Source organism: Mesorhizobium sp. WSM3859, assembly GCF_002295065.1.
Taxonomy (GTDB): domain Bacteria; phylum Pseudomonadota; class Alphaproteobacteria; order Rhizobiales; family Rhizobiaceae; genus Mesorhizobium.
Map to the genome: position 1 here is coordinate 127,521 of NZ_NSGG01000003.1, position 22,866 is coordinate 150,386.

At 63.8% G+C, this 22,866-nt stretch carries 19 protein-coding genes and 1 pseudogene; 9 read left to right on the forward strand and 11 right to left on the reverse strand.

Annotated features, from left to right (window positions below):
- Nucleotides 1–43 precede the first annotated feature (43 nt).
- Entirely contained in the window at nucleotides 44–1,423 is a 1,380-nt protein-coding gene (locus CK230_RS07455; RefSeq protein WP_095816959.1) for an MFS transporter, read from the forward strand.
- A 184-nt stretch (nucleotides 1,424–1,607) separates the two neighbouring features.
- On the opposite strand, the gene purH is transcribed toward CK230_RS07455, so the two are convergent.
- The 3 genes from purH to CK230_RS07470 all read right to left on the reverse strand — a co-directional run bounded on the left by purH (nucleotide 1,608) and on the right by CK230_RS07470 (nucleotide 5,734).
- Nucleotides 1,608–3,224: a bifunctional phosphoribosylaminoimidazolecarboxamide formyltransferase/IMP cyclohydrolase gene (gene purH / locus CK230_RS07460; RefSeq protein ID WP_095816567.1), complete on the reverse strand. Its 1,617-nt coding sequence runs from the start codon at nucleotides 3,222–3,224 to the stop codon at nucleotides 1,608–1,610.
- Nucleotides 3,225–3,336: 112 nt separating this feature from the next.
- Nucleotides 3,337–5,061 (reverse strand): heparinase II/III family protein, encoded by a 1,725-nt coding sequence (locus tag CK230_RS07465; protein ID WP_095816568.1) that lies wholly within the window; start codon nucleotides 5,059–5,061, stop codon nucleotides 3,337–3,339.
- A 193-nt stretch (nucleotides 5,062–5,254) separates the two neighbouring features.
- A complete protein-coding gene (locus CK230_RS07470; protein WP_095816569.1) occupies nucleotides 5,255–5,734 on the reverse strand; it encodes an Lrp/AsnC family transcriptional regulator in 480 nt (159 codons plus the stop codon).
- Between the two features lie 85 nt (nucleotides 5,735–5,819).
- Between CK230_RS07470 and CK230_RS07475 the strand changes: the two genes are divergently transcribed.
- Complete coding sequence (locus tag CK230_RS07475; protein ID WP_095816570.1) at nucleotides 5,820–6,755, forward strand: DMT family transporter; 936 nt, start codon at nucleotides 5,820–5,822, stop codon at nucleotides 6,753–6,755.
- A gap of 39 nt (nucleotides 6,756–6,794) precedes the next feature.
- Here CK230_RS07475 and CK230_RS07480 read toward each other — a convergent pair whose 3' ends face one another.
- Complete coding sequence (locus CK230_RS07480; protein ID WP_245429869.1) at nucleotides 6,795–8,120, reverse strand: RsmB/NOP family class I SAM-dependent RNA methyltransferase; 1,326 nt, start codon at nucleotides 8,118–8,120, stop codon at nucleotides 6,795–6,797.
- Between the two features lie 53 nt (nucleotides 8,121–8,173).
- A complete protein-coding gene (gene htpX / locus CK230_RS07485; protein WP_095816571.1) occupies nucleotides 8,174–9,208 on the reverse strand; it encodes a zinc metalloprotease HtpX in 1,035 nt (344 codons plus the stop codon).
- A gap of 105 nt (nucleotides 9,209–9,313) precedes the next feature.
- Here htpX and CK230_RS07490 point away from each other — a divergent pair, with 105 nt between their 5' ends.
- A complete protein-coding gene (locus CK230_RS07490) occupies nucleotides 9,314–9,535 on the forward strand; it encodes a DUF1674 domain-containing protein (protein ID WP_095816572.1) in 222 nt (73 codons plus the stop codon).
- A gap of 68 nt (nucleotides 9,536–9,603) precedes the next feature.
- Here CK230_RS07490 and CK230_RS07495 read toward each other — a convergent pair whose 3' ends face one another.
- On the reverse strand, nucleotides 9,604–10,269 hold the full coding sequence (locus tag CK230_RS07495; protein WP_095816573.1) for an HAD-IA family hydrolase: 666 nt from the start codon (nucleotides 10,267–10,269) through the stop codon (nucleotides 9,604–9,606).
- Nucleotides 10,270–10,442: 173 nt separating this feature from the next.
- Here CK230_RS07495 and CK230_RS07500 point away from each other — a divergent pair, with 173 nt between their 5' ends.
- The 3 genes from CK230_RS07500 to CK230_RS07510 all read left to right on the forward strand — a co-directional run bounded on the left by CK230_RS07500 (nucleotide 10,443) and on the right by CK230_RS07510 (nucleotide 14,738).
- On the forward strand, nucleotides 10,443–11,312 hold the full coding sequence (locus tag CK230_RS07500; protein ID WP_095816574.1) for a transglutaminase family protein: 870 nt from the start codon (nucleotides 10,443–10,445) through the stop codon (nucleotides 11,310–11,312).
- 372 nt (nucleotides 11,313–11,684) lie between these two features.
- The gene (locus CK230_RS07505) at nucleotides 11,685–13,046 is read left to right on the forward strand and encodes a pilus assembly protein (RefSeq protein ID WP_095816961.1); all 1,362 of its coding nucleotides are present in this window, start codon (nucleotides 11,685–11,687) and stop codon (nucleotides 13,044–13,046) included.
- A gap of 423 nt (nucleotides 13,047–13,469) precedes the next feature.
- Entirely contained in the window at nucleotides 13,470–14,738 is a 1,269-nt protein-coding gene (locus tag CK230_RS07510; protein WP_095816575.1) for a cyclopropane-fatty-acyl-phospholipid synthase family protein, read from the forward strand.
- A gap of 38 nt (nucleotides 14,739–14,776) precedes the next feature.
- Here CK230_RS07510 and CK230_RS07515 read toward each other — a convergent pair.
- A pseudogene (locus tag CK230_RS07515) lies at nucleotides 14,777–15,524 on the reverse strand (MOSC domain-containing protein).
- Nucleotides 15,524–17,479, reverse strand: coding sequence for an acetate--CoA ligase (gene acs, locus CK230_RS07520; protein WP_095816576.1), 1,956 nt, complete (start codon nucleotides 17,477–17,479; stop codon nucleotides 15,524–15,526). Before acs ends, CK230_RS07515 begins: the two are co-directional and overlap by 1 nt.
- A gap of 305 nt (nucleotides 17,480–17,784) precedes the next feature.
- On the opposite strand from acs, the gene CK230_RS07525 reads away from it, so the two are divergent.
- Entirely contained in the window at nucleotides 17,785–18,057 is a 273-nt protein-coding gene (locus CK230_RS07525) for an aspartate-semialdehyde dehydrogenase (RefSeq protein WP_095816577.1), read from the forward strand.
- Between the two features lie 120 nt (nucleotides 18,058–18,177).
- Here the strand turns inward: CK230_RS07525 and CK230_RS07530 are convergent, their stop codons facing one another.
- Nucleotides 18,178–19,230 carry a LacI family DNA-binding transcriptional regulator gene (locus CK230_RS07530; RefSeq protein WP_095816578.1) on the reverse strand — a complete coding sequence of 351 codons (1,053 nt, stop codon included), beginning with the start codon at nucleotides 19,228–19,230 and terminating at the stop codon, nucleotides 18,178–18,180.
- Between the two features lie 178 nt (nucleotides 19,231–19,408).
- Between CK230_RS07530 and CK230_RS07535 the strand changes: the two genes are divergently transcribed.
- Together CK230_RS07535 and CK230_RS07540 are read left to right on the forward strand one after the other, a co-directional pair.
- Entirely contained in the window at nucleotides 19,409–19,738 is a 330-nt protein-coding gene (locus CK230_RS07535; RefSeq protein ID WP_141246004.1) for a hypothetical protein, read from the forward strand.
- A gap of 89 nt (nucleotides 19,739–19,827) precedes the next feature.
- On the forward strand, nucleotides 19,828–20,223 hold the full coding sequence (locus CK230_RS07540; protein WP_245429851.1) for a hypothetical protein: 396 nt from the start codon (nucleotides 19,828–19,830) through the stop codon (nucleotides 20,221–20,223).
- A gap of 206 nt (nucleotides 20,224–20,429) precedes the next feature.
- Here CK230_RS07540 and CK230_RS07545 read toward each other — a convergent pair whose 3' ends face one another.
- A complete protein-coding gene (locus CK230_RS07545) occupies nucleotides 20,430–21,464 on the reverse strand; it encodes an aldo/keto reductase (RefSeq protein ID WP_095816580.1) in 1,035 nt (344 codons plus the stop codon).
- A gap of 40 nt (nucleotides 21,465–21,504) precedes the next feature.
- Nucleotides 21,505–22,692 carry an MFS transporter gene (locus CK230_RS07550; RefSeq protein ID WP_095816581.1) on the reverse strand — a complete coding sequence of 396 codons (1,188 nt, stop codon included), beginning with the start codon at nucleotides 22,690–22,692 and terminating at the stop codon, nucleotides 21,505–21,507.
- Between the last annotated feature and the right edge of the window lie 174 nt (nucleotides 22,693–22,866).

Consider the following 22,866-nt stretch of genomic DNA (forward strand, 5'->3'; position numbering starts at 1 on the left):
TGCAGACATGGCCCCCGACATGAGCGGTGCCAGGGGAGAAAGCATGGCGGCAGTAGAGACAGTGCAGCGGGCATCGGGGCGCGGCATCTGGGGCTGGATGTTCTTCGACTGGGCGGCGCAGCCTTTCTTCACCGTCGTCACCACTTTCATCTTCGGACCGTATTTCGTCTCGCGCATGGCGAGCGATCCAAATACCGGCCTAGCCGTATGGGGCTACGGCATCGCCGCTGCTGGCCTGGTCATCGCGGTGCTCTCGCCCGTGCTCGGCTCGATCGCCGACCAGACCGGGCCGCGCAAGCCGTGGATCGCGTTTTTCGCGGCAATCAAGATCACCAGTCTTAGTCTGCTGTGGTTTGCGGCGCCCGGATCAAACCTCTTCCTGATCGTGGCTTTGTTCTCGCTGGCTTCGGTGGCCGCAGAATTCTCGACTGTCTTCAACGACTCGATGATGCCGCGTCTGGTGCCGAAGAGCGAGATCGGAAGGATCTCCAACATCGCCTGGGGGCTCGGCTACCTCGGCGGCATGATCGCGCTGATCTTCGTCATTGCCTGTCTGGCGGGCTCGCCAGAGACCGGCAAGACGATCATCGGCATCGACCCGCTCTTCGGGCTGGACCCGAAACTCGGCGAGGACGCGCGCTTCACCGGGCCGATGTCGGCCGCCTGGTATTTTCTGTTCATCTTGCCGATGTTCTTCTTCACGCCGGACGCCATAAAAGGCATTCCGATCGGGCGAGCGGTTCGCGAGGGCCTGTCGGAACTGAAGTCGACCTTGGCTGAAGTGCGCCAGCGCAGCGGCATCTTTCGCTTCCTGATTGCCCGCATGATCTACCAGGATGGCGTCAACGCGCTTCTGGCGCTGGGCGCTGCCTTCGCCGCTAAGATGTTCGGCTGGTCGATTACCGAGGTCGGGATCTTCGGCATCATCCTAAATGTCGTCGCCATATTTGGCTGCTGGGGCGCTGCCTTTCTGGACACCCGGCTCGGCTCGAAGACCATAGTGATCGTCTCGCTTGTGCTGCTCAGCATCGCGACAATCGGCATTGTCTCGACCGGTCCGGGTTTCACGCTGCTCGGCATTGTGCAGTTGTCCACCGCTGATTCAGGTGGCCTGTTCGGCACAGCGGCGGAAAAGGCCTACATTTTCTATGGTCTGTTGATCGGGCTTGCCTTCGGCCCCGTGCAGGCATCGTCGCGCTCCTATATGGCGCGCAGCGTCACTGCGGCAGAGTCGGGACGCTATTTCGGCATCTATGCGCTGGCCGGACGGGCAACGAGTTTTCTGGCGCCATTCATGGTGGCAACGGTCGGTCTGGCCAGCGGCTCGGATCGGCTCGGCATGGCGACAATCGTGCTGTTCCTCGGCATCGGCATGGCGATCTTGATCTGGACGCCCTATCCGGCGGACAAGCCGGTGGAGTAGCTCTCTCCTTCTCCCCTTGTGGGAGAAGGTGGATCGGCGCGCAGCGCCGAGACGGATGAGGGGTGTTCCAGCTTGGCGAGTACGCTCGTTTAAAGCCGCAATCGTCAACGTCTCATTCCCTGGAGCACCCCTCATCCGTCGCCTTCGGCGACACCTTCTCCCACAAGGGGAGAAGGAAACAGCGCTAATGCCTAAAATGCCTTATCCCGGTAAACACCATGGCGATGCCGTGCGCGTCGGCGGCGGCGATGACGTCGTCATCGCGCATCGAGCCGCCGGGCTGGATGACAGCCGTGGCGCCGGCCTCGATCGCCGACAACAGCCCATCGGCGAAGGGGAAGAAGGCGTCTGAGGCAACGACAGAGCCCTTAGTCAGCGGTTGGGCGAGGCCCGCGGCTTCGGCCGCGTCGAGCGCCTTGCGGGCGGCGATGCGCGAGGAATCGACGCGGCTCATCTGGCCGGCGCCGATGCCGACCGTCGCTCCGTTCTTCACATAGACGATAGCGTTGGACTTCACGTGCTTGGCGACGCGGAAGGCGAATTTGAGGTCGGCCAGTTCGGCCGGCGTCGGCGCGCGCTTGGTCACCACTTTCAATTCGAGGTCGTCGACCACGGCATTGTCGCGGCTCTGCACCAGGAGCCCGCCAGCGACCGACTTCACCGTCGTGCCGGCGGCGCGCGGGTCGGGCAGGCCGCCGGTGACCAGCAGGCGCAAATTCTTCTTCGCCGCGACGATCGCGGCGGCTTCGTCGGTGGCGTCCGGCGCGATGATCACCTCGGTGAAGATTTTCACGATCTCCTCCGCCGCCTCGGCGTCGAGGATGCGGTTCATGGCGACGATGCCGCCAAAGGCCGAGACCGGGTCGCAAGCCAGCGCCTTGGCGTAGGCCGCCTTCAGCGACGAGCCTTCGGCGACGCCGCAGGGGTTGGCGTGCTTGATGATGGCGATCGCCGCCGAGCGGGCCGGATCGAACTCGCCGACGAGCTCGAAGGCGGCATCGGTGTCGTTGATGTTGTTGTAGGAGAGCTGCTTGCCCTGCAGTTGCCTGGCGGTGGCGACACCCGGCCGCTTGTCTCCCGAGAGATAGAAGCCCGCATTCTGATGCGGGTTCTCGCCATAGCGCATCACCTGGTCGAGCCGGCCGCCGAAAGCGCGCCATGTCGGGTGCTCGATGTCCAGCGCTTCGGCAAACCAGCCGGAGATCGCCGCGTCGTAAGTTGCGGTGCGGGCAAAGGCCTTGGCCGCCAGCATCTTGCGGAACTCGAGCGACAGCGAGCCGAGATTCATCTTCAACGCGTTGATGACGGAAGCGTAGTCGGCAGGGTCGGTGACGATGGCGACGTAAGCGTGGTTCTTGGCTGCGGCGCGGATCATCGCCGGTCCGCCGATGTCTATGTTCTCGACGATCGACGCATAGCCGGCGCCGGAGTGGCGGACCTCCTCGAACGGATAGAGGTTCGAGACGAGAAGGTCGATCGGCTCGATGTGATGGTCGCGCATGGCCTTGGCATGATCGGCATCGTCGCGGATGCCGAGCAGCGCGCCGTGCACCGAAGGATGCAAGGTCTTCACCCGGCCGTCCATGATCTCGGGAAAGCCGGTTAGCTCGGAAACATCGCGCACCGCAAGGCCGGCCTCGGCGATGGTCTTTGCCGTGCCGCCCGTCGAGACCAGTTCGACGCCGGCAGCGGTGAGCGCTTTGGCAAAGTCGACTAGACCGGTCTTGTCGAAGACGGAAAGCAGGGCGCGGCGCACCGGAACGAGATCCGGCGCCGGAATGTTTTTTGTGGGCACGGCCATGGCGGGCGGCCTTTCAGAGCTGTTGGAAGGGACGTTGGCCGGCCCTAGCATATGAGCCCCGGAAATCAAGTGAATCTGGGGTCAGGCGCGCAGCCGCGTTTGCCGGGCAGGCTCAGTTGCTTTCGGGATAGCCGGCGATATCGGTGCGGGTCAGCTGCCAGTGGACCTCGGCAATTTCCGAGGCCTTGAAAGCGAGCACGATCTGCCGGCTGCGGCGCGGGCCGCTCAGGCCGGCGAAATAGATCGATTCCTCGACCTCCGGCACCACTTCGGCGCAGGTGAAGACCCAGCTGTCGCCTTGCGCGGCGGCAAGCGTCAGCCGGTCGTGGTCGTCCTGCAGCAAGCTGATGTCGGGATGGACATGGAAGCGCACCGTGACGAAGTCCCGGCCATTGTTGCGGATCGTCCCGCCGCCTTGGCGCAGGAACCGGTCGCGGCCGGTCAGCACGTTGCCGTTCGTGCCAAGCTTCAGCTCGCGCTCATGCAGGAAGCCGAATTGCTGGACATAGCCGTCATGGCGAGCGACGAAGCCCTGCATGCCCTGCTGGTCGAGGCGCTTGCAGGGCACGTGCTGCGGGCCGCCGATCAGCGGTGAACCCAAAAGGTCGCTGACGCGCAGCGAGTGGCTGAAGCGCGCCGACGAGGTGTCGTTGATCGTGGCGGTCGAATGCGCGGCGGTGGCGCGGGCCAGCGGCCGGAATTCCGGGGCGCCGTACGTATCAATTCCGGCATTGACGATGAAGTGCTGGCGCCCGGACGAGAGTTCGAAGGCGAGACAGCCGGCGTGTGCTGCGTTGGAGACATCGATCGGCGGCGGCAGGCCGGTGTCGGCGATAATCGTCACGCCGCCCATCGAAAGGCGCTCATAGCCGGAATGCGGCGCGTGCAGCAGCGGGGCGCCCGCCGTGTCGTCATGGCGCATGATGGTGGCGATGCGGTCATGGATGGTGGCGCCCATGCCGTTGAAGCGGGCAAGGCTGCCGTCCTGATGGCGGAAGAAACGCAGCGCCGGCAACATGCGGTCGATGGCTCCGATCAGGGCCGCCGGCGGCGCTTCGGCCTGGTTGGCATAGGTTTGGCGCAGCGGCAGGAGATCGGCGAGCAACTCCAGCACCGCCATCGGTTTGCGCGAGATGTGGCCGCCATCGGGCAGGATTTGATGCTCCAGCTCCTCGGCCAGGTGGCGCGTCGCGGAACGCAGCGCCGAGGCCGGCGCCGGCAGGGACAGCGCGGCGAAGGCGAGCGCGATGCGGGCGCGCAATCTGGCCTCGCCATCCGGCATCTCGCGCGCCATCGAACGCAGGTAGCGGATCTGCACGGCAAGCGATTTGAGGAAGGCGCGATAGAACGGGAATTCGGCGCCCTGCAGCACCACCGAGGAATGCTGCAGCCAGGCGATCACCCTCTTGGCCGTCGTTCCCGGCTCCCAGGCGACGCCGGAAATTTGGTTGCCGTGCATGGCGATCCAGTCGGTCACCAGCGCCCTGGCATTGGCGGCGGCGAGCTCGGTGCCGGCGGCGCGCATATGGCGCAGCCAGCGGAAGCCATGCAGCGATTTCTGCCAGCCGCGATTGGGCACGTCGAGCTGAAAAGGCGAGGTGCCGCCCGTCTCGACCAGATGGCCGGACAGCGGGTAGCGGCCGTAATAAATCTCCAGCGCGATCTGCGGATCGGCGAGCCGCAAATCCGGCGGGGCGATCAGGACACGTTCAGGCGTGCGGCCGGAATAGCGCCAGCGATAGACCGGACCGGCGCGCAAACGCCGGCGCGTCTTGCGCCAGAACTCCTTCGCGACAAGCGTCCATAGACGCGTCGTGCTGCCGGCAACAAGTGCCAAAAGCCCTCCTGATGTCCCCGTAACCCAAGCACAAGCTTATGCGATTCAAGAACTTATGCGAAGGCGGAATTCGCCTAAGTGAACCGCTTCACGCCGCCACGGCGGGGCCGTCCCTAAAAAGGTCGGTTCGTCGCGCAGAGTGAGCCGTGGGTCCCCCCCGCAGGTGTCCGCGGTTGCCGGCGAGATCCGCGCGCTACAGGGGCGGCAATCGCCGTTTGACCGAGGTCCCCTTGATCACGGCCGTGCTGGTAACGGCGTGCTCGGAAAGAGACTCAAGAACATCGTCCATCTGCTCGATCGAATGGACGACCAGGCGCGCAAGAAAAGGATCGTCACCAGTGATCTTGTCGCATTGGACAAATTTCGGCTGCTCCTGAATGAGCTTCTCGACCAGATGCAACTTTCCGGGCAACGGCCTGATCCTCACCATCGCCCGGATCTCGTAGCCGATCGCGCGTGTATCCACATCGATGGTGAAGCCTCGAACGACACCGCCGGCTTCCAGTCTGCGGACCCGTTCCGACACGCTCGGCGCCGACATGCCGACAAGCCGGGCGAGCTCGCTCATCGATAATCGCGCATCGGAATCGAGCGCGGCAACAATGCGCGCGTCGGTCTCGTCGAGCGTCGAATTTCGAGATTGCAGGTTTCGAGGAGGTTTTGCCTTCGTCATGGCAAGGAAAATAGCCGACGATCCCCTATACTTCCATATAAAACGGCAAATCAAATTGCATGATGGCCCCCAACAGGAGAAAATCATGCTGCTTGGGATTATTGCCGGCCTCGCCACTTGCGCGCTGTGGGGCCTGACCTTTGTTGCGCCTCGGGCCGTCGCCCCGTTCACGGCATGGGATTTGACCATTGCGCGCTATGGCATCTTCGGTCTGGCCTGCCTCCTCCTGATGCTCGATCGACGGTTCCGCCCGGCCGGATTCAAGCCCTTGCGGCTCCTGACGGGACTGCTTCTCGGCGGCGCGGGATATGTGGGCTATTTCGTCAGCGCCGCGTTTGCCGTGCAGCTTGCGGGCGCGGCGATCCCGCCGGTCGTCATCGGCACGATGCCGGTGTTCCTGGCGATCGTGGCCAACTTCCGGGATCGGTCCGTGCCGTGGCAGGCGCTCGCCATGCCCTTGACGTTTACTGCGGTTGGCGTGGCGATCGTCAATGTCGCGACGATCGGCGCGGCGGAGGTTTCCAATGCGGCGTCGATCACGCTTGGCATTCTCGCCAGCTGCATGGCGCTGGTGATCTGGATTGCTTATGGGCTGGCAAATGCGGCCGTGATGCGATCGCCCGACGCGCCGGACGGGCTGCAGTGGACAGGGCTTCAAGGCATCGGTGCAGCCATCGGAGGCCTGCTTCTGCTGCCGCTGGCCTCTTTCGTGCTGGCGGACACGGTCTCAGCTTCCGAGGTCTTCCGCTTTGTCGGATGGGCCGCGGTGATGGGCCTGGCCGGCTCGTGGTTCGCGACATGGTGCTGGGTCGTGGCTTCCCGCCGCCTGCCGCTCGCCCTGTCGGCCCAACTGATCGTTGCCGAAACGGTGTTCGGCCTCGCCTATGGCTTCATGTTCGAGAGGCGATTGCCGTCTCCCGCCGAAGGGCTTGGAGCGGCGTTGCAGTTTGCGGGCGTCTGTTCGGCCATTGCGGCGTTCAGCAAGCCGCGAAGTTTGGCGCAATCACCGCAAATCTCCTGAGCTCCGCTGCAGAACCGGCGCCCCGGACGTCAACGCGAATTAACGCCGCTGCGTCGCTCGGCGCATGCGCGCGGCGAAGAAGCCGTCCAGACCGGAAATCCCTGGCGATTCAAGCGTCAGGTCGGCGGGCGTCGTGCGCAGCGCGCCCGCAGATGTAAGGAACGGATCGACGTCGGCGAACTCGCCCGGGCGGATCGGGTCGTCGATCACCCCGGGGGTTTCGGCAAGGAAGGCGCGGTAAAGTTCCTCGCCTTCGATCGGGTCGAGCGAGCAGTTGGAAAAGACGATGCGACCGCCGGGCCTGACCAGCGTGAAGGCGTGGGCAAGCAGATTGCGCTGGAGGGCGGCGAGCTTCTCGACATCGGCCATGGTCTTGGTCCACGGTACGTCGGGGTGACGGCGCACCGTTCCGGTCGAGGAGCAGGGCGCGTCGAGCAGCACGGCGTCGAACAACTGCGCCGGCCGGTAATCCAGTAGGTCGGTCTGGACGAGCTCGGCTGTCAGGCCGAGGCGGTCGAGGTTCTGCTTCAGCCGCGCCAGCCGGTTCTTGGAGGTATCGACCGCGGTGACGCTGGCGCCGGCGACGATAAGCTGCGCCGTCTTGCCGCCGGGCGCGGCGCACAGGTCGGCGACGCGCTGTCCACTTATGTCGCCGAACAGGCGCGCCGGCAGGCTGGCGGCCGTGTCCTGCACCCACCAGGCGCCGTCGGCGAAGCCGGGCAGGTCGATGACATGGGCCGAGAGCTTTTCGACACGCACCGTGCCGGTGGGCAGAACGATGCCGCTTAGACGCTCGGCCCAGTGCGCCGGATCGGCCTTGACGCTGAAATCGATGGGTGCCTCGTTGCGATGCGCGGCGAGAATGGCGCGCGCCTTGTCGGCGCCGTAAGCGGCGGTCAGCCGCTCGGAGAACCATTGCGGCGCCTCGTTGGTGGCGGCAAGCGCCGGGCCAAGCTCGGCCTCCTTGGCGCGGGCAAGCGAACGCAGCACGCCGTTGACGAGGCCGGCGAAACGCAGCGTTCGCGGATCGGATTTGGCGTGGGTGACGGCAAGATCGACGGCGGCGCTGTCGGGAACATCGAGAAACAGGATCTGCGCGGCGGCGACATTGAGGATGTGCGAGAGCGCGGTGGCATTGGGCGGCAGCGGCTTTTCCAGCCGCCTGGACAGCAGGCCGGCAATGGTCATGCGATGGCGCAGCGCGGTCACCAGGATGGCGCGCACCAGCGCGCGGTCGCGCCCGTCCAGCGCCTTGTATTGCGGGTGGCCGTGCTCGTTGTCGGTCAATCCGTCCAAGGGCGTGCGGGCATCGATGACGGCAGCCAGCAGCCGCGCCGCCGCCTTGCGCGCGGCAAGGCCGCCTATCTCATCATCGGCCTTGCGTTGCGGATTGCCTGGCTGTCCGCGCCTCGGCGGCGTCACGACCAGGGACCCCTGCGCCCGGCGTTGCGGGTTCCGGTCGGGTTGCGGCCCCAGGGATTGGGTCTTGGCTGCGGCGGTTCGGCAGGCGGCGCGGGCTGCGCCGGCTTGCCCCACGGACCGGCCGGAGCCTCCTCGGGCTGGATGGGCGGCACGGATGCCGCGCGCCGATCGGCCGGCGATGCGCCGCCCATCGCTCGCGCCATCTCCTGCAGCGCGGCGATGCGGTTTTCCGTGCTCGGATGGGTCGAGAACAGATTGTCCATGCGCTCGCCGTGAAGCGGATTGATGATGAAGAGATGCGCCATTGCCGGATTGCGCTCGGCATCCTCATTCGGGATCTGTTCGGCGCCGCGCGCGATCTTGGCGAGCGCCGAGGCCAGCCACAGCGGGTGGCCGCAGATCTCGGCGCCGCGCCGGTCGGCCTCGTATTCGCGCGTGCGACTCACCGCCATCTGCACGACCATGGCGGCGAAGGGCGCCACCAGCATGGCCACCAGCACGCCGACGAAGCCGAACGGGTTGTTGTTCTCGCGGCTGCCGCCGAGGAAGAAGGCGAAATTGCCGAGCATCGAAATCGCGCCGGCGAGTGTCGCCACGATCGTCATCGTCAGCGTGTCGCGATGCTGCACATGGGCAAGCTCATGCGCCATCACCGCCGCGACCTCCTCATGGGAGAGCCGCTCGAGCAGGCCCGTGGACGCCGCCACCGCCGCGTTCTCGGGATTGCGGCCGGTGGCGAAGGCGTTTGGCTGCGGGTTGTCGATCAGATAGGTCTTCGGCATCGGCAGGCCGGCCTGCTTGGCCAGGCCCTGGACGATCGCGTAATATTCGGGCGCATTCTTCTCGTCGACCTCGACGGCGCGGTTCATCGACAGCACCATCTTGTCGGCGTTCCAGTAGCTGAACAGGTTGGTGCCGGCGGCGATCAAAAGCGCGATGACCATGCCGCCCGAGCCGCCGATCAGGTAGCCGACGCCCATGAACAGCGCCGTCATCGCGGCAAGAAGCATGGCGGTGCGAAGCGTGTTCATCGTGTCATCCGTGTGGCGTGGCAGCGAATAGGGGTCGATCCTCCCATCATCATGGCTATATGATGGGAAACGCCGGCCTTCGTTTCAATCGGCAGGGACTATCACATGACCGAACAGCCAAGCAAAACCGAAGCAGTTGCAACGACCGAAGAGCCACAAAAAACGCTGACGCCAGCGGCGCAGCGCGCATTGGCCGAAGCAGAAGCGCGTCGCCGGAACTACCGAGAGGCGGAAGCGCAATTGCCGAAGGAGATCGGTGGTCGCGGCGGTAACGAACCCGGCCGCTATGGCGACTGGGAGGTCAAGGGGCTGGCGAGCGACTTCTGATGAGAACGAACGGTGAAAATCTCACCTGCCGATAAGTCTGCAATCCATCAAACTCCCTGTGCGAGGGACTAAGCCGCCGCCCGTGTCGGCGACAAAACGATGAAACCACTTTCGTCAGTCGCAATGCCGATTTCATCATAGGAACGGATCGTCGGGTGCGGTGTGACGAGCGGGTGGACGTGCGTGGCGCTGATCACCATCACCGAAGCGCCGGAAGCCTCGCCCGCCGCGATGCCTGCCGGCGCATCCTCGAAGACCAGGCAGTCGCGCGCCTCGACGCCAAAACGTTTTGCCGCCAGGAGAAAACAATCCGGCGCCGGCTTGCCATGGGTCACGTCTTCCGCCGTCACCATCATGCCGGGAACCGGAATGCCGGCCGCCTTGATGCGCAGCAGCGCCAACTCGCGCGGCGCCGAGGTGACGATGGCCCAGCGCTCAGGCGGCAGCGATTCCAGGAAGGCGACGGCGCCGGGAATCGGAACGATGCCTTCGAGATCGTCCGCCTCGGCCTTGAGCAGCGCGTTGGCTTCGGCAACCGCATCGACACCCGGAAGCATTAGTCCGGCAATCGTCTCGATCGCCCGCTTGCCATGGATCGTCGGCAGGAAGCTTGCCACGTCGAGCCCGTGACGCTCCGCCCATTTCGTCCACACCCGTTCGGCCGCGGCGATCGAGTTGAGCACCGTGCCGTCCATGTCAAACAGGAAGGCAGCGAACTTTGAGCCTGCGAACATCGGGTTTTCCTGGAGAATCGTTTTCTGGGAGAGCGAAACGTAGTACCCAGTTTAGACCGGCCATCGCTGGCTGAGAAGGCGAGATGCGCGCATTTCGATTCCGCGCGTGGGAACAACCTCCGGTTCGTTGCGTTGAAGGGGCTGTCTTTCCAAAATCACCAAAGGGGGCATGCGTGCTGATACGGCTCGGCTATGAAATCGCCATCGAATGCGCGGCGGCGACGCCGATCATCTCGCTTCTCGACATCCATCCCGACCGGCATGCCGACATCAAGCGGCAGACGCGGGTCCTGACCTCGCCGTCGGTGCCGACCCGGACCTATCACGACCGCCACGGCAATGTATGCCGCCGCTTCACGGCACCCGCCGGAAGCTTCCGCATCCTCTACGACGCGGCGATCGAGGACAGCGGCGAGACCGACGAGGTCAACACGCTGGCGCGGGAAACGCCGGTCGCGGAACTGCCCGACGACGTGCTGGTCTACCTGCTCGGCAGCCGCTATTGCGAGACCGATCATCTCAGCGACATCGCCTGGCAGCGTTTCGGCCATCTGCCGCCGGGCTGGGCGCGCGTCCAGGCGATCGTCAACTATGTCAACAGCCGGCTTTCCTTCGGCTACGGCTATGCACGCGCCAACCGCACGGCGGCGCAGGCGCATGAGGAGCGCGTCGGGGTCTGCCGCGATTTCGCGCATCTGGCGATCACGCTTTGCCGATGCATGAACATTCCGGCGCGCTATGTGAACGGCTATCTCGGCGACATCGGCGTGCCGGTCGATCCGGCGCCGATGGATTTTTCTGCCTGGATGGAAGTCTTCCTCGACGGCAAATGGTACACGTTCGATCCGCGCCACAACCGGCCGCGCATCGGCCGCGTCGTCATCGCGCGCGGCCGCGACGCCACCGACGTGCCGCTCCTGCACAGTTTCGGTCCGCACCGGCTTGCCCTGTTCAAGGTCTGGACCTACGAGCAGGAGGGCAATCGCTTCAATCCTCCGCATCACGGCGTCGACCGGACGGTCAGCGCGCATATGCTGGCTTAAGGTCGGTGATATTCGGGTGAGGCCGGCCTGCGAAGGACGGCCTCCTGGGCTTCCGGTGCCCAAAGACCCAGCGCCGTATTGTTTCATCACGGCTCATGGCTGCCGCTGACCCGCTTCGGCACAGTTCGATTGTGCCGAAGAGAGAACGGCCGCGCCAGCTGTCGAGGTCATGGTAAGCGCTTCGTGAAGGTTGCTTCGCCAGCGCATTTTTGTTTACTTCCCGTTCACCTATAAATCCGCCAAAAGCCAGTAAAAACAATGCGCTAACTGCCTGCTAAGCGTCTTTCGGCGGCAGACTATCCGGGTCTGGCCGAAATCCTGCAACGCCTTTGCCGAGCGGCGCAGTGCCGCAAAACAATGGAGGCGGAAGGGATGCGGCAGTTCAGAGGTGTCGTTCGTGGGGTGGACGACTTTACCCGGAATCGCGAAGGCAATTTCGCGGTTCTGTTCGGAGCCGCTGTATCTGTTCTCGCGCTGGGTGTGGGATTCGCGGTCAACATCTCGCAGCTCTACAATGCGAGGTCGAGCTTGCAGGGCGTCGTCGACGCCGCCGTGACCTCGACGGCCCGCGATCTCACCCTCGGCATCATCACGGAAGCCGACGCCAGCAAAACGGTGCAGGCATTCCTCGACGCCAACAGCACCGCCGGCATCCTGCAGGCCAACCAGATCGTGCTGGACAAGCTTACGGTCGACAAGACGGCCAACACCGTGCAGGCGGATGCGCATGCCGATGTCGGCCTCTTCTTTCCGCTGTTCAGCACCGACAGCATGCGGCGCGTGACCGCTTCGACCACCGCGCTCTACTCGGACAAGACGGTGGAGGTGGCGATGATGCTGGACGTCACCGGTTCGATGGCGGGCCAGAAGATCAAGGACCTGAGGACGGCGGCGAGCAACGCGGTCAATTCCTTCCTGACCGGCCAGAGCGCCACCAATCCGCGCGTGCGGGTGGCGATCGTGCCTTATGCCAATTCGGTCAATGTGGGCTCGCTTGCCGCTAGCACGGTCTTTGTCGAGACCAAGCCCAGCGAGCGCAAGCAAGCGCCCGCCAATGACGATCCGAAATATGTCTCGGCATCGACACGGCCGGACAATTGCGCGACCGAGCGCAAGGGCGCCTATCAATATTCGGATGCCGGTCCGGATGTCAGCATGGTCAACCGCGACCTCTATTTGTCGGCCTTCGCCCAGCAGACCAACACAACAGCCTGCCCCGTTGCCACGGTTCAGCCGCTGACCGCGAGTGCGTCGACCCTGAACAACGTCATCAAGGACCTGGTCGCTTCCGGCGGAACCGCCGGCCATATCGGCGTGCAATGGGCCTGGTACATGCTTTCGGAGAATTGGGGCAGCGTGATGGGCGCCTCGCAACGGCCGGCCAAGATGGATCCGAAGAAGGTGGCGAAATATGTGATCCTGATGACCGACGGCGAATTCAACCTGTCCTATTTCGACGCCAACGGCCCGGATCAGGTCTACAACAACGCCGGCAAGGTGCAGACGCGAACTGCGGCGACGACGCTCTGCGCGGCCATGCGCGATCAGGGCATCGAGATATTCACCGTCGGCTTTGCGCTGACCGAGACGAACGCCAAGTCGACGCTGCAGTCCTGCGCCAGTCCCGACACCGGCATCAGCAAGCATTTCTACCAGGCCGCCAACGGCACCGAGCTCAACCAGGCCTTCCAGGATATCGTGCGCAATATCGACAAGCTGACGGTGACCAGGTAGCGGCTGTCACGCCGCCCGAAAGCCGCCTCCATACGGAAAAGGCCGCCGCTTCTTGCGAAGCCGGCGGCCTTCCGTGTTTCCGTCCATGACGCGGCTCCTGGCGGCAACCCCTTCGGGCTACCTGCCGCGCGTCTCGCGCCTTAACGGGAAGACTGCTTCCCGGAAGTGCAATCCGCAGAGCTCACGTTATGGAAAACGAAATCACTCGACATCGGATCACCTCCTTTCGGTTTGTTGAACACACCCCAATGATGGGGTGCGTTGCAGCAAAAGACAAGATGACGCAACGGAATGACCTTCCCTCACACGGGCAAATCTGGTCCTGCGGTGCTTTTGCGCAACAGACCGGGATTGCGGTCCACAGGCCGGTGGATGACACTGCAGCCTCGGGAATGGGCGGATGCGACATATCGGGAGGTGGGAATGGACGCCGCCGACAGAGCCGAGCGTATCGTACGCACGCTCGTCGAAACGCTGAAGCCGGGTTTTGCGGTCAGACTGTGGACCGGCGAGCGGATCGGGCCCGCTGACGGCCCAGTGCTTGCCATCAACGATCAGGACATCGTCTGGCAACTGGTCCGCCGGCCGACGTTCTCAACGCTGGTCGAGATGTGGGTTTCCAAAACCGTCGATATCGAAGAAGGCACACTGTTCGATTTCTATGCCCTGCCTTCGCAAGGCAAGCTCAAGACGAAACTCAAGTCCCTGCCGAAGCTGGAAATCCTTCGCGACCTGCCCTCGGTGTTGTTTTCGCGCAAGCAGATGACGGCTCGCAGCGATCTTTCCGGTCGCAGGCCTTTCGTAAGCGGATCGAACAAAGAGGCTATCCAACATCATTACGACATTTCGAATGATTTCTATCGGCTCTTCCTCGACGAGCGCATGGTCTACAGCTGCGGCTATTTTCACGATTTCGCCAACGGCATCGATCAGGCGCAAGTCGACAAGCTCGACCACATCTGCCGCAAGCTCAGGCTGAAGCCTGGCGAAAGGCTCCTCGACATCGGCTGCGGTTGGGGTGCGATGCTTATCCATGCGGCGAAGAATTACGGGGTCGTCGGTCGCGGCGTCTCGCTGTCGCAAGCCCAGACCGACCTTGCCCGCGAGCGCATCCGCGCCGAAGGGTTGGAGGATCGCATCACCATCGAGATAAAATCTTACGCCGAACTCTCCGGCACCTTTGACAAGATCTCGTCGATCGGCATGTTCGAGCATCTGGGCCTTGCCAATCACGCGGCCTATTTCTCGGCGATCCACCGGCTGCTGAAGCCCGGTGGCATCTACCTGCACCATGCCATTACCCGGCGCGGCAAGGGCAGCACCAGGAAGACGCTGCGCAAGGGCGCGGAATACAAGGCGCTGATCAAATACATCTTTCCCGGCGGCGAGGTTGACACGATCGGCATGACGCTCGGCAATCTCGAGGCGCACGGGTTCCTCGCCTATGACGTCGAGAACCTGCGCGAGCATTATGCGCGAACCTGCCGGCTGTGGGCGCAGCGCCTGCAGGCACGCTTCGACGAGGCGATCGCCGAAGTGGGCGAAGCCAAGGCGCGGCTGTGGCTGCTCTATCTGGCGGGTTGCTCGATCACCTTCGAGCGCGGCTCGGCACAGATCTTCCAGACCGTCGCCACCAGGCGCGCCCGCGGCCCGAGCGGCCTGCCGCCGACGCGGGCGGATTTGTACCGGTAAGAAGATTTGTACCGGTAGAACCTGCAATGCAGCCTGCTTCAGTCCACGAAACGGATCGGCGCGCCGACCGCGACCCCGCGCCGGCCGGTCGACGGTGCAGTAGACGCCGAGATTGTGGGCGTTGTGGCGCACCAGATTGCGCAGGATGCCGGGATCAGTGTCGAAGCCGTCCTGCGCGATGATGGTGAAGCCACAGCGGCGGCAGGGTTCGGAGACGGTGAGCTCGAGATCGCCCACCGCGAGCTTCCTGCCGATCCATTCGGTCTCCGGGAAGGCGCCCTCGACCGGCGCCATGTCGACGACGATGTTGGGGCGGAAACGGCGCGGATCGGGCGTGCCCTCGGGATGCAACGCCCTCGGCCTGGCGATCGAGGCGGTGGTGAGCAGATGGATGGGCGCCTTGGCATAGCGGGCTTCGGTCAGCGGGCCGGCATAGCCGGGCGCCGCGTTCTCAGCGCCGAACGGACGGATGGAGGCCACGAAGCCGAGAAAGGCTGAAACTGCCCGATCGCTTTCCGGATCGGGCGCCGGCTGCCAGCCGCCGCCGGGCACGGCGACTTCCAGCCGCCGGTCTCCGGTCAGCCTAGCGCGGATCAGCGGCACCTTGTGCCATCTGGCTTCGCGATCCGGGCGGGCGATTTCGCCGTCGGAAGCGTCGACCAGTCCGAACAGCCGGTCGCCGTCAACGGTCTTCAGCCCGACCGTAATAGCATCGAGCCGCTCGCCGGCGAGCGAACTCGCCGGATAGCGCCAGAGCTGGCTGACGGTGCCGAGTTCGCCGGTCATTAGCCCTTCTTGTTCTGGCGGTTGGCGACGAGGTCGTCGACCACGGCCGGATCGGCCAGCGTCGAGGTGTCGCCCAGCGAACCGAAATCGTCCTCGGCGATCTTGCGCAGGATGCGGCGCATGATCTTGCCAGAACGGGTTTTCGGCAGGCCGGGCGCGAATTGGATCTTGTCCGGCGTGGCGATGGCGCCGATCTCCTTGCGGACATGGGCGACGAGTTCCTTGCGCAGGTCCTCGCTCGATTGGGTGCCGGCCATCAGCGTCACATAGCAGTAGATGCCCTGCCCCTTGATGTCGTGCGGATAGCCGACGACCGCGGCTTCGGAAACCTTGTCGTGGCTGACCAGCGCCGACTCGACCTCGGCCGTGCCCATGCGGTGGCCGGAGACGTTGATGACGTCGTCGACGCGGCCGGTGATCCAGTAATAGCCGTCGGCGTCACGGCGGCAGCCGTCGCCGGTGAAGTACTTGCCTTTGTAGGTCGAGAAATAGGTCTGCACGAACCGCTCGTGGTCGCCATAGACGGTGCGCATCTGGCCAGGCCAGGAATCGATGATGCAGAGATTCCCGTCGGCGGCTCCTTCCAGCACCTTGCCTTCGCCGTCGACCAGCTGCGGCTGGACGCCGAAGAAGGGGCGCGTGGCCGAGCCGGCCTTGAGGTCGGTGGCGCCCGGCAGCGGCGTGATCAGGATGCCGCCGGTTTCGGTCTGCCACCAGGTGTCGACGATCGGCCTCTTGCCGTTGCCGACGACGTTGAAATACCATTCCCAGGCCTCCGGATTGATCGGCTCGCCGACCGTGCCCAGCACGCGCAGCGACTTGCGCGAGGTCTTCTTCACATGGCTGTCGCCGGCGCCCATCAGCGCGCGCAGCGCCGTCGGCGCGGTGTAGAAGATGTTGACGTTGTGCTTGTCGATGACTTCCCAGAAACGCGACTGCGACGGGTAGTTCGGAACGCCCTCGAACATCAGCGTCGTGGCGCCGTTGGCCAGAGGTCCGTAGACAATATAGCTGTGGCCCGTGACCCAGCCGACATCGGCCGTGCACCAGTAGATGTCGCCGTCATGGTAATCGAACACATATTGGTGGGTCATCGAGGCATAGACGAGATAGCCGGCGGTGGTGTGCAGCACGCCCTTCGGCTTGCCGGTCGAGCCCGAAGTGTAGAGGATGAACAGCGGATCCTCCGCCTTCATCTTCTCCGGTTTGCAGTCGGCCTTAACGGTCGCCGCCTCGTCATGGTACCAGACGTCGCGGCCCGGCACCCAACCGGTCTTGCCGCCGGTGCGGCGCACCACCACGACCTTCTCGACCTTGGTGCCGGCCTTTGCGGCGATGTCGATCGCCTTGTCGGTGTTGTCCTTGAGTGGGATCGGCTTGCCGCCGCGCAGGCCCTCGTCGGCGGTGACGACGACGGTCGACTTGCAGTCGTCGATGCGGCCGGCCAGCGCGTCGGGCGAGAAGCCGCCGAAGACGACCGAATGGATGGCGCCGATCCGCGTGCAGGCCAGCATCGCATAAGCCGTTTCCGGGATCATCGGCATGTAGATGGTGACGCGATCGCCCTTCTTGACGCCGTGTTTCTTCAGCACGTTGGCGAAGCGGCAGACATGCGCGTGGAGCTCGTTGTAGGTGATCTTCCTGTCGTCGTAAGGGTTGTCGCCCTCCCAGATGATCGCGGTCTGGTCGCCGCGCTTCTTCAGGTGCCGGTCGATGCAGTTGTAGGAGACGTTGGTCAGACCGTCCTCGAACCACTTGATCGAGACCTTGCCGTCGAACGAGGTGTTCTTGACCTTCGTGAAAGGCTTGAACCAGTCGATGCGCTTGCCGTGCTTGCCCCAGAATTTGTCCGGGTTCTTCACGCTGTCGGTATACCATTTGAGGTAGGTGTCGTTGTCGATCAACGCGTTCTTCTTCCACGCCGGCTGGACGCGGTGGACATGCACATCGGACATTTCTTGCTTTCCTCCCAAACCACTCCACCGGCTTGAGCCGCCAGCGGCATCGCGGCAAAACGGCCGCGAATTCGCGGGCATTATTAACAGTTCCGCGGCGACGGCAACATTAGACGTTGGATTCGCGTGGCGGGATGACGCAGGGGCAATGCGAAACACTGTCAGCACTCGCTGCCCGTCGCTGCTAACCAACTGTTTTAATGATGGAAAACTCGCCTCGGAGGTGCTAAAATCAATAGACAGTTAAGCAACTGAGCGCAGACTCGGACGTTGGGAGGAAAGGAGATCGACCGTTAGGGGCTGCAATGAGCGATCATTCCGAATTGGACCTTATGCTCAGGGGCTATGGGCTGACCACGGCCAAAATTCTCTATCACTTCCCGGACCATCCGCATCTCTTGCAGAGCTACATCTGGCAGGACTACGACATAGCGCCGGCGTTCCCGGTGCTGATCCGCTTCATCGAGTTCTGGAAGACCAAGCTCGACGGACCGCTGCATTCGGTGACGTACACGCATCACAAGCTGATCGCGCCGAATGAGTGGCGGAAGGTGGATGGGGAGTTTCTGGTGCACTAATGCATGTCGCCCAAAAGTGCGCAGCGGTTTTGGGACAACGACATGCATAAAAACAACAACCTAAAGCGCGTCGCATGAGGCCGTTCAGACGCGACGCGCTTTAGCGCACGCCTCCGCAATCTAGCCGCGGGGCTGCGCGGTCGAGTCTCGGACCACGAGTTCGACCGGCATGACGATCTGCTTCGGGGAGGCGTTTGCGAGCACCATTTCGGCGGCAAGCCGGCCCTTTCCGACGATGTCGTGCGCTACGGTCGTGAGTGGAGGCGTGGTGCGTGCAGATGCTGCGGTGCCGTCGAAGCCCACGACCGATACATGCTCCGGTACGCTTATGCCACGACGAACCGCTTCATCAAGCACGGAGATTGCCTGCCAATCCGACATGGTCAGGATCGCCGTCGCGTCCGGAGCCCGATCGAACACTACAGCTCCGGCGGTAGGGTCCCCGGGAATGGTTTCAATAATGGGAACATCGTCGATCGATAGTTGAGCCTCCGCCAAGCCGGTGGCGAAACCCTCAAGCCTTTCATAATCAAGTGCAAATCCCGCAGTAATCGCATGCTTACGGCTGCCAGGCATATGGACGATCGGCGGTCCGGCTGTGCGCCGGACGGACAGGATGGCGAAATTCCGGTGCCCAAGATCGGTCAGGTGCCGGACGGCAATCAGTGCGCCACTCCTGCCGTCGATCCGGATCGAGTTGATGTCTTGGCCGGCGCTTTCGAGGATTACGAAGGGTAGGCGCCGGCGCCTCGCCGAGCCGACTAGATCGATATCAACGCTGTGGCCGAGGATAAAGCCGTCAACCAGGGCGTCCCTGATGGTGGAGGTGCGCGACTCGTCCATACCATTGACCAGGCTGAGCGTTACGCCGGCCTCATCGCAGGCGAGCGAAACCCCCAGCACCAGTTCTCGAAGGTATGGGCTTCTCATCATGTCGGCGATGGCATAGGCACCTGGCGGCATCAACCCGATAGCGTTGAACTTGCCGTCACGCAGCACTCGTCCTCTAGGATCGGGACCATCGTAGCCGAGCTGGCGCGCCGCGGCCTCGACGCGCTCGCGTACATCGGACCGCACCAGCTCTGGATGATTGAAGACGTTGGAGACGGTGCCGCGGGAAACTCCGGCGACCTTTCCGACATCAGCCAGGGTTGGCATCTTTGAAAGGCTCATTCCCTCCAATTAGGCGTCTTTTTGGAGCGTTCCAAGTTTTTTCTTGACTCAGCATGCAAAAAAGCAGATTTTGTGCTTGGAGCGTTCCAAACAGCAGAATTAGCCGTGTTTTTGCATTTCGTGCCTTGAAGAGGCGCGTGAGCTTGCCGTGTGCGCCGACTTACCAACGGAGGATGTGATGGCTACCATCAATGGTATTCCGACCTCGCTGGTCGGGAAGTGTTTCGACTGCGTATTCGGCCCGTTCGTGCCGAGACTGACGGTTCTTTCGCCGACGGAGCTGCGCGTGCAGGCGACGATCGGTGACACGGAAATCGACGAGGTGGTGAAGAACGATCTGACAGCCGTGCGTCCAGATGTCTTCATTATGAGTTGGGCCGAACAGAGCGGTAACTTCGTCGTGCAAGTCCAGGATCACGAGAACAAGGTCGTTCACAATTATGCTCGGTTGGCGGATGGGCAGATCTTCTGCGCGCAAGGTGCGATCCAACCAGTGACGGCGGTTTGACATCGACCGACTGTTAGAGCTGCCGACCCACGCCATACAGGACAAATAGGCCGCCCATCAAAACATGGGTGGCACCGACGGAGGAGAACATGGCCATGACGACCGGTAACATCAACCAGATCGATCCAGCGCAATGGGATCCAGCGCTCGATGCGGTTGCGGCCGCGCCTGCCAATCACAAAGTACTCTTCGAGAATGACAATTTGCGAGTGCTAGAGGTTACGTTGCAAGCTGAAGAGGAAGAACCGGTTCACCACCATCGCTGGCCTTCTGTCTTCGTCTTCGACTCCGTTGGCGGGCCGATCCATGATATTTCCCCAGATGGCACCGTGCTGCCGGACAATCGCGACGTGATCCGGGCGGTTGAAGCGTGGGATGGCAAAGGGTGTTTGGTTGTCCATCCGATGGCCCCGCAGCCGGCCGGACGAGTGCTCAACAAAAGCGGCAAGCTCGTCCATGGCATCCGGATCGAGATGAAGCGCTAGTCTCGGGGTTGGGCGCGCGCTTTACGGCCGGTGCGAAGAAGATGCACGGTCGTTGCGCGCGCCGCTTCGAATGCCAGGCAAGCCTTGACGCAGAAGGGTTCTATGCGGCGTTGGGCTTCCGATCGGTGAAGCGGATCGAAGTGCGAATTGGCTCGGGGCCCATGCTGCCTTGCATTCTGATAGAACGGGCCATTTGAAGAAAACGGTCAGACCGCCGGCGGGTTCAGCCGGGCAAAACCTTCCTGTCGGCGATAGGGGAAATACGGGTAAGGTGCCGTCATCGCGCTTGCTTCATCGAGCGCCTTGATCTGCTCGGGCGTCAGCGCCCAGCCGACGGCGTCGAGGTTCTGCCGCAGCTGCTCCTCGTTGCGCGCTCCGATGATCACCGATGACACGGTCGGCCGCTGCAGGAGCCAGTTGATGGCGACCTGCGGCACGGTTTTGCCGGTTTCGGCCGCGACCGCCTCCAGCGCGTCGACCACCTTGAAAAGATGCTCGTCCTCGACCGGCGGCCCGAAATCAGCGGTGCCGTGCAGCCGGCTCTTTTCCGGCAAGGGCTGGCCGCGACGGATCTTGCCGGTCAGCCGGCCCCAGCCGAGCGGGCTCCACACCAGGGCGCCGACGCCCTGGTCGAGGCCGAGCGGCATCAGCTCCCACTCATAGTCGCGGCCGACCAGCGAATAATAGACCTGATGCGCGACGTAGCGCGGGTAGCCGTGCCTGTCGGCCAGGCCGAGCGACTTCATCACCTGCCAGCCGGAGAAATTGGAGACGCCGGCATAGCGCAGCTTGCCCGAGCGCACGAGGTCGTCGAGCGTCGACAGCACCTCCTCGACCGGCGTCGAGGCGTCGAAGGCGTGAAGCTGCAGCAAGTCGATGTAGTCTGTGCCGAGGCGCTTCAACGCCGCGTCGACGGAGCGGATCAGGCGCGAGCGCGACGAGCCCCAGTCGGCCGGACCGTCGCCCATCGGCAGCGAAGTCTTGGTCGAGATCAGCACCGCGTCACGGCGCCCCTTGATCGCCTGGCCAAGCACCTCCTCCGATGCGCCGTTGGAATAGACATCGGCCGTGTCGAAAAGATTGACGCCAGCCTCCAGGCAGATGTCGACCAGGCGGCGCGCTTCCTGGGCGTCGCTGTTGCCCCAATGGCCGAAGAGCGGGCCGGAGCCGCCAAAAGTTCCGGCGCCGAAGGAAAGCGCCGGCACCTTCAGGCCGGAGGCGCCGAGAGATCGATAGTCCATGACTTTTCTCCTTGGGATGTCGAAGGCGGAATTCAGCTGGTCAGCACTGCGCAGTGACCGGCTCGCCGATCGCTTGGCCGCGTTCGAGACGCAGCGCCGTGAGCACCACGCCGAGCGCGGCGATCGGCACCAGGCCGGCGACGAGGGGGACGGCGCCGAGGCCGGGGCCGTGATCGATGACGAAACCGCCGAGCCAGGCGCCGATGGCGTTGCCGAGATTGAAGGCGGCGATGTTGAAGGAGGAGGCCAGGCCTTGGCCGGCGCCTTTGGCCTTCTCCAGCACCCACATCTGCAGCGGCGCGACAGTGGCGAAGGCGGCAGCACCAAGCAGGCCCACGGCAATGATCGCCGTGACCGGCTGATGGATCGCCGCGGTCATGACGAACAGCACCACCGACAGCGCGACCAGCGTGCCGACGACGGTCGGCACCAGGTGCCGGTCGGCGAGGCGTCCGCCGAGCAGGTTGCCGGCGACCAGCCCGCCGCCGAAGACAAGCAGGATCGGCGACACGGACGCTTCGGAAAAGCCGGTGACGCGGGTCAGGATCGGCGCCAGATAGGTGAAGGCGGCAAAGACGCCGACCCAGCTCAGCACCGTGGTCAACAGGCCAAGCAGCACCGCCCGGCGGCCGAGCACGGCGAGCGTGCCTTCGGAGCTTTCCTCCTCGTCCGCTGCGGCCGGTTCGTCGCGCGGCACGAGCAGCGCGATCACGGCAAAGGCGATGACGCCGACCAACGTGACGGCGAGGAAGGTGGAGCGCCAGCCATAGGCCTGGCCGAGCCAGGTGCCGAAAGGCACGCCGAGGATGTTGGCGACGGTGAGGCCGGTGAACATCAGCGCGATGGCCGAGGCCTTCCGGTTGGGCGCGACAAGGCCGGTGGCGACGACCGAGCCGACGCCGAAGAAGGAGGCGTGGGCGAAGGCGGTGAGCACGCGGGCCGCCATCAGCGTCCAGTAGTCGGGCGCCAGCGCACAGGCGAGGTTGCCGACGGTGAAGACCACCATCAGGGCAAGCAGCAAGGTCTTGCGCGGCAGGCGGCCGGTCAAGGCGCCAAGCAGCGGCGCGCCGACAACCACACCCAGCGCATAGCCGGAAATGAGCAGGCCGGCGGCCGAGATCGAGACGCCGAGATCGGCGCTGACATCAAGCAGCAGGCCCATGATGACGAATTCGGTGACACCGATGCCGAAGGCACCGGCGGTGAGGGCATAGAGTGCAAGGGGCATGGCAGGATCCGTTTGGTGCTGAAGGACGCCAAGTCCCGCGCCCTGAATCTTTGCTGATGCATGATCTTTCCCGAAAACCGGTTCCCACTTTTCGGGATCACGCACCGGGAAGATCGTGATCCGTCGAGCTGTGAACCAGGCTTGCATCAGGCATAATTTCTGTGAAATAGATTC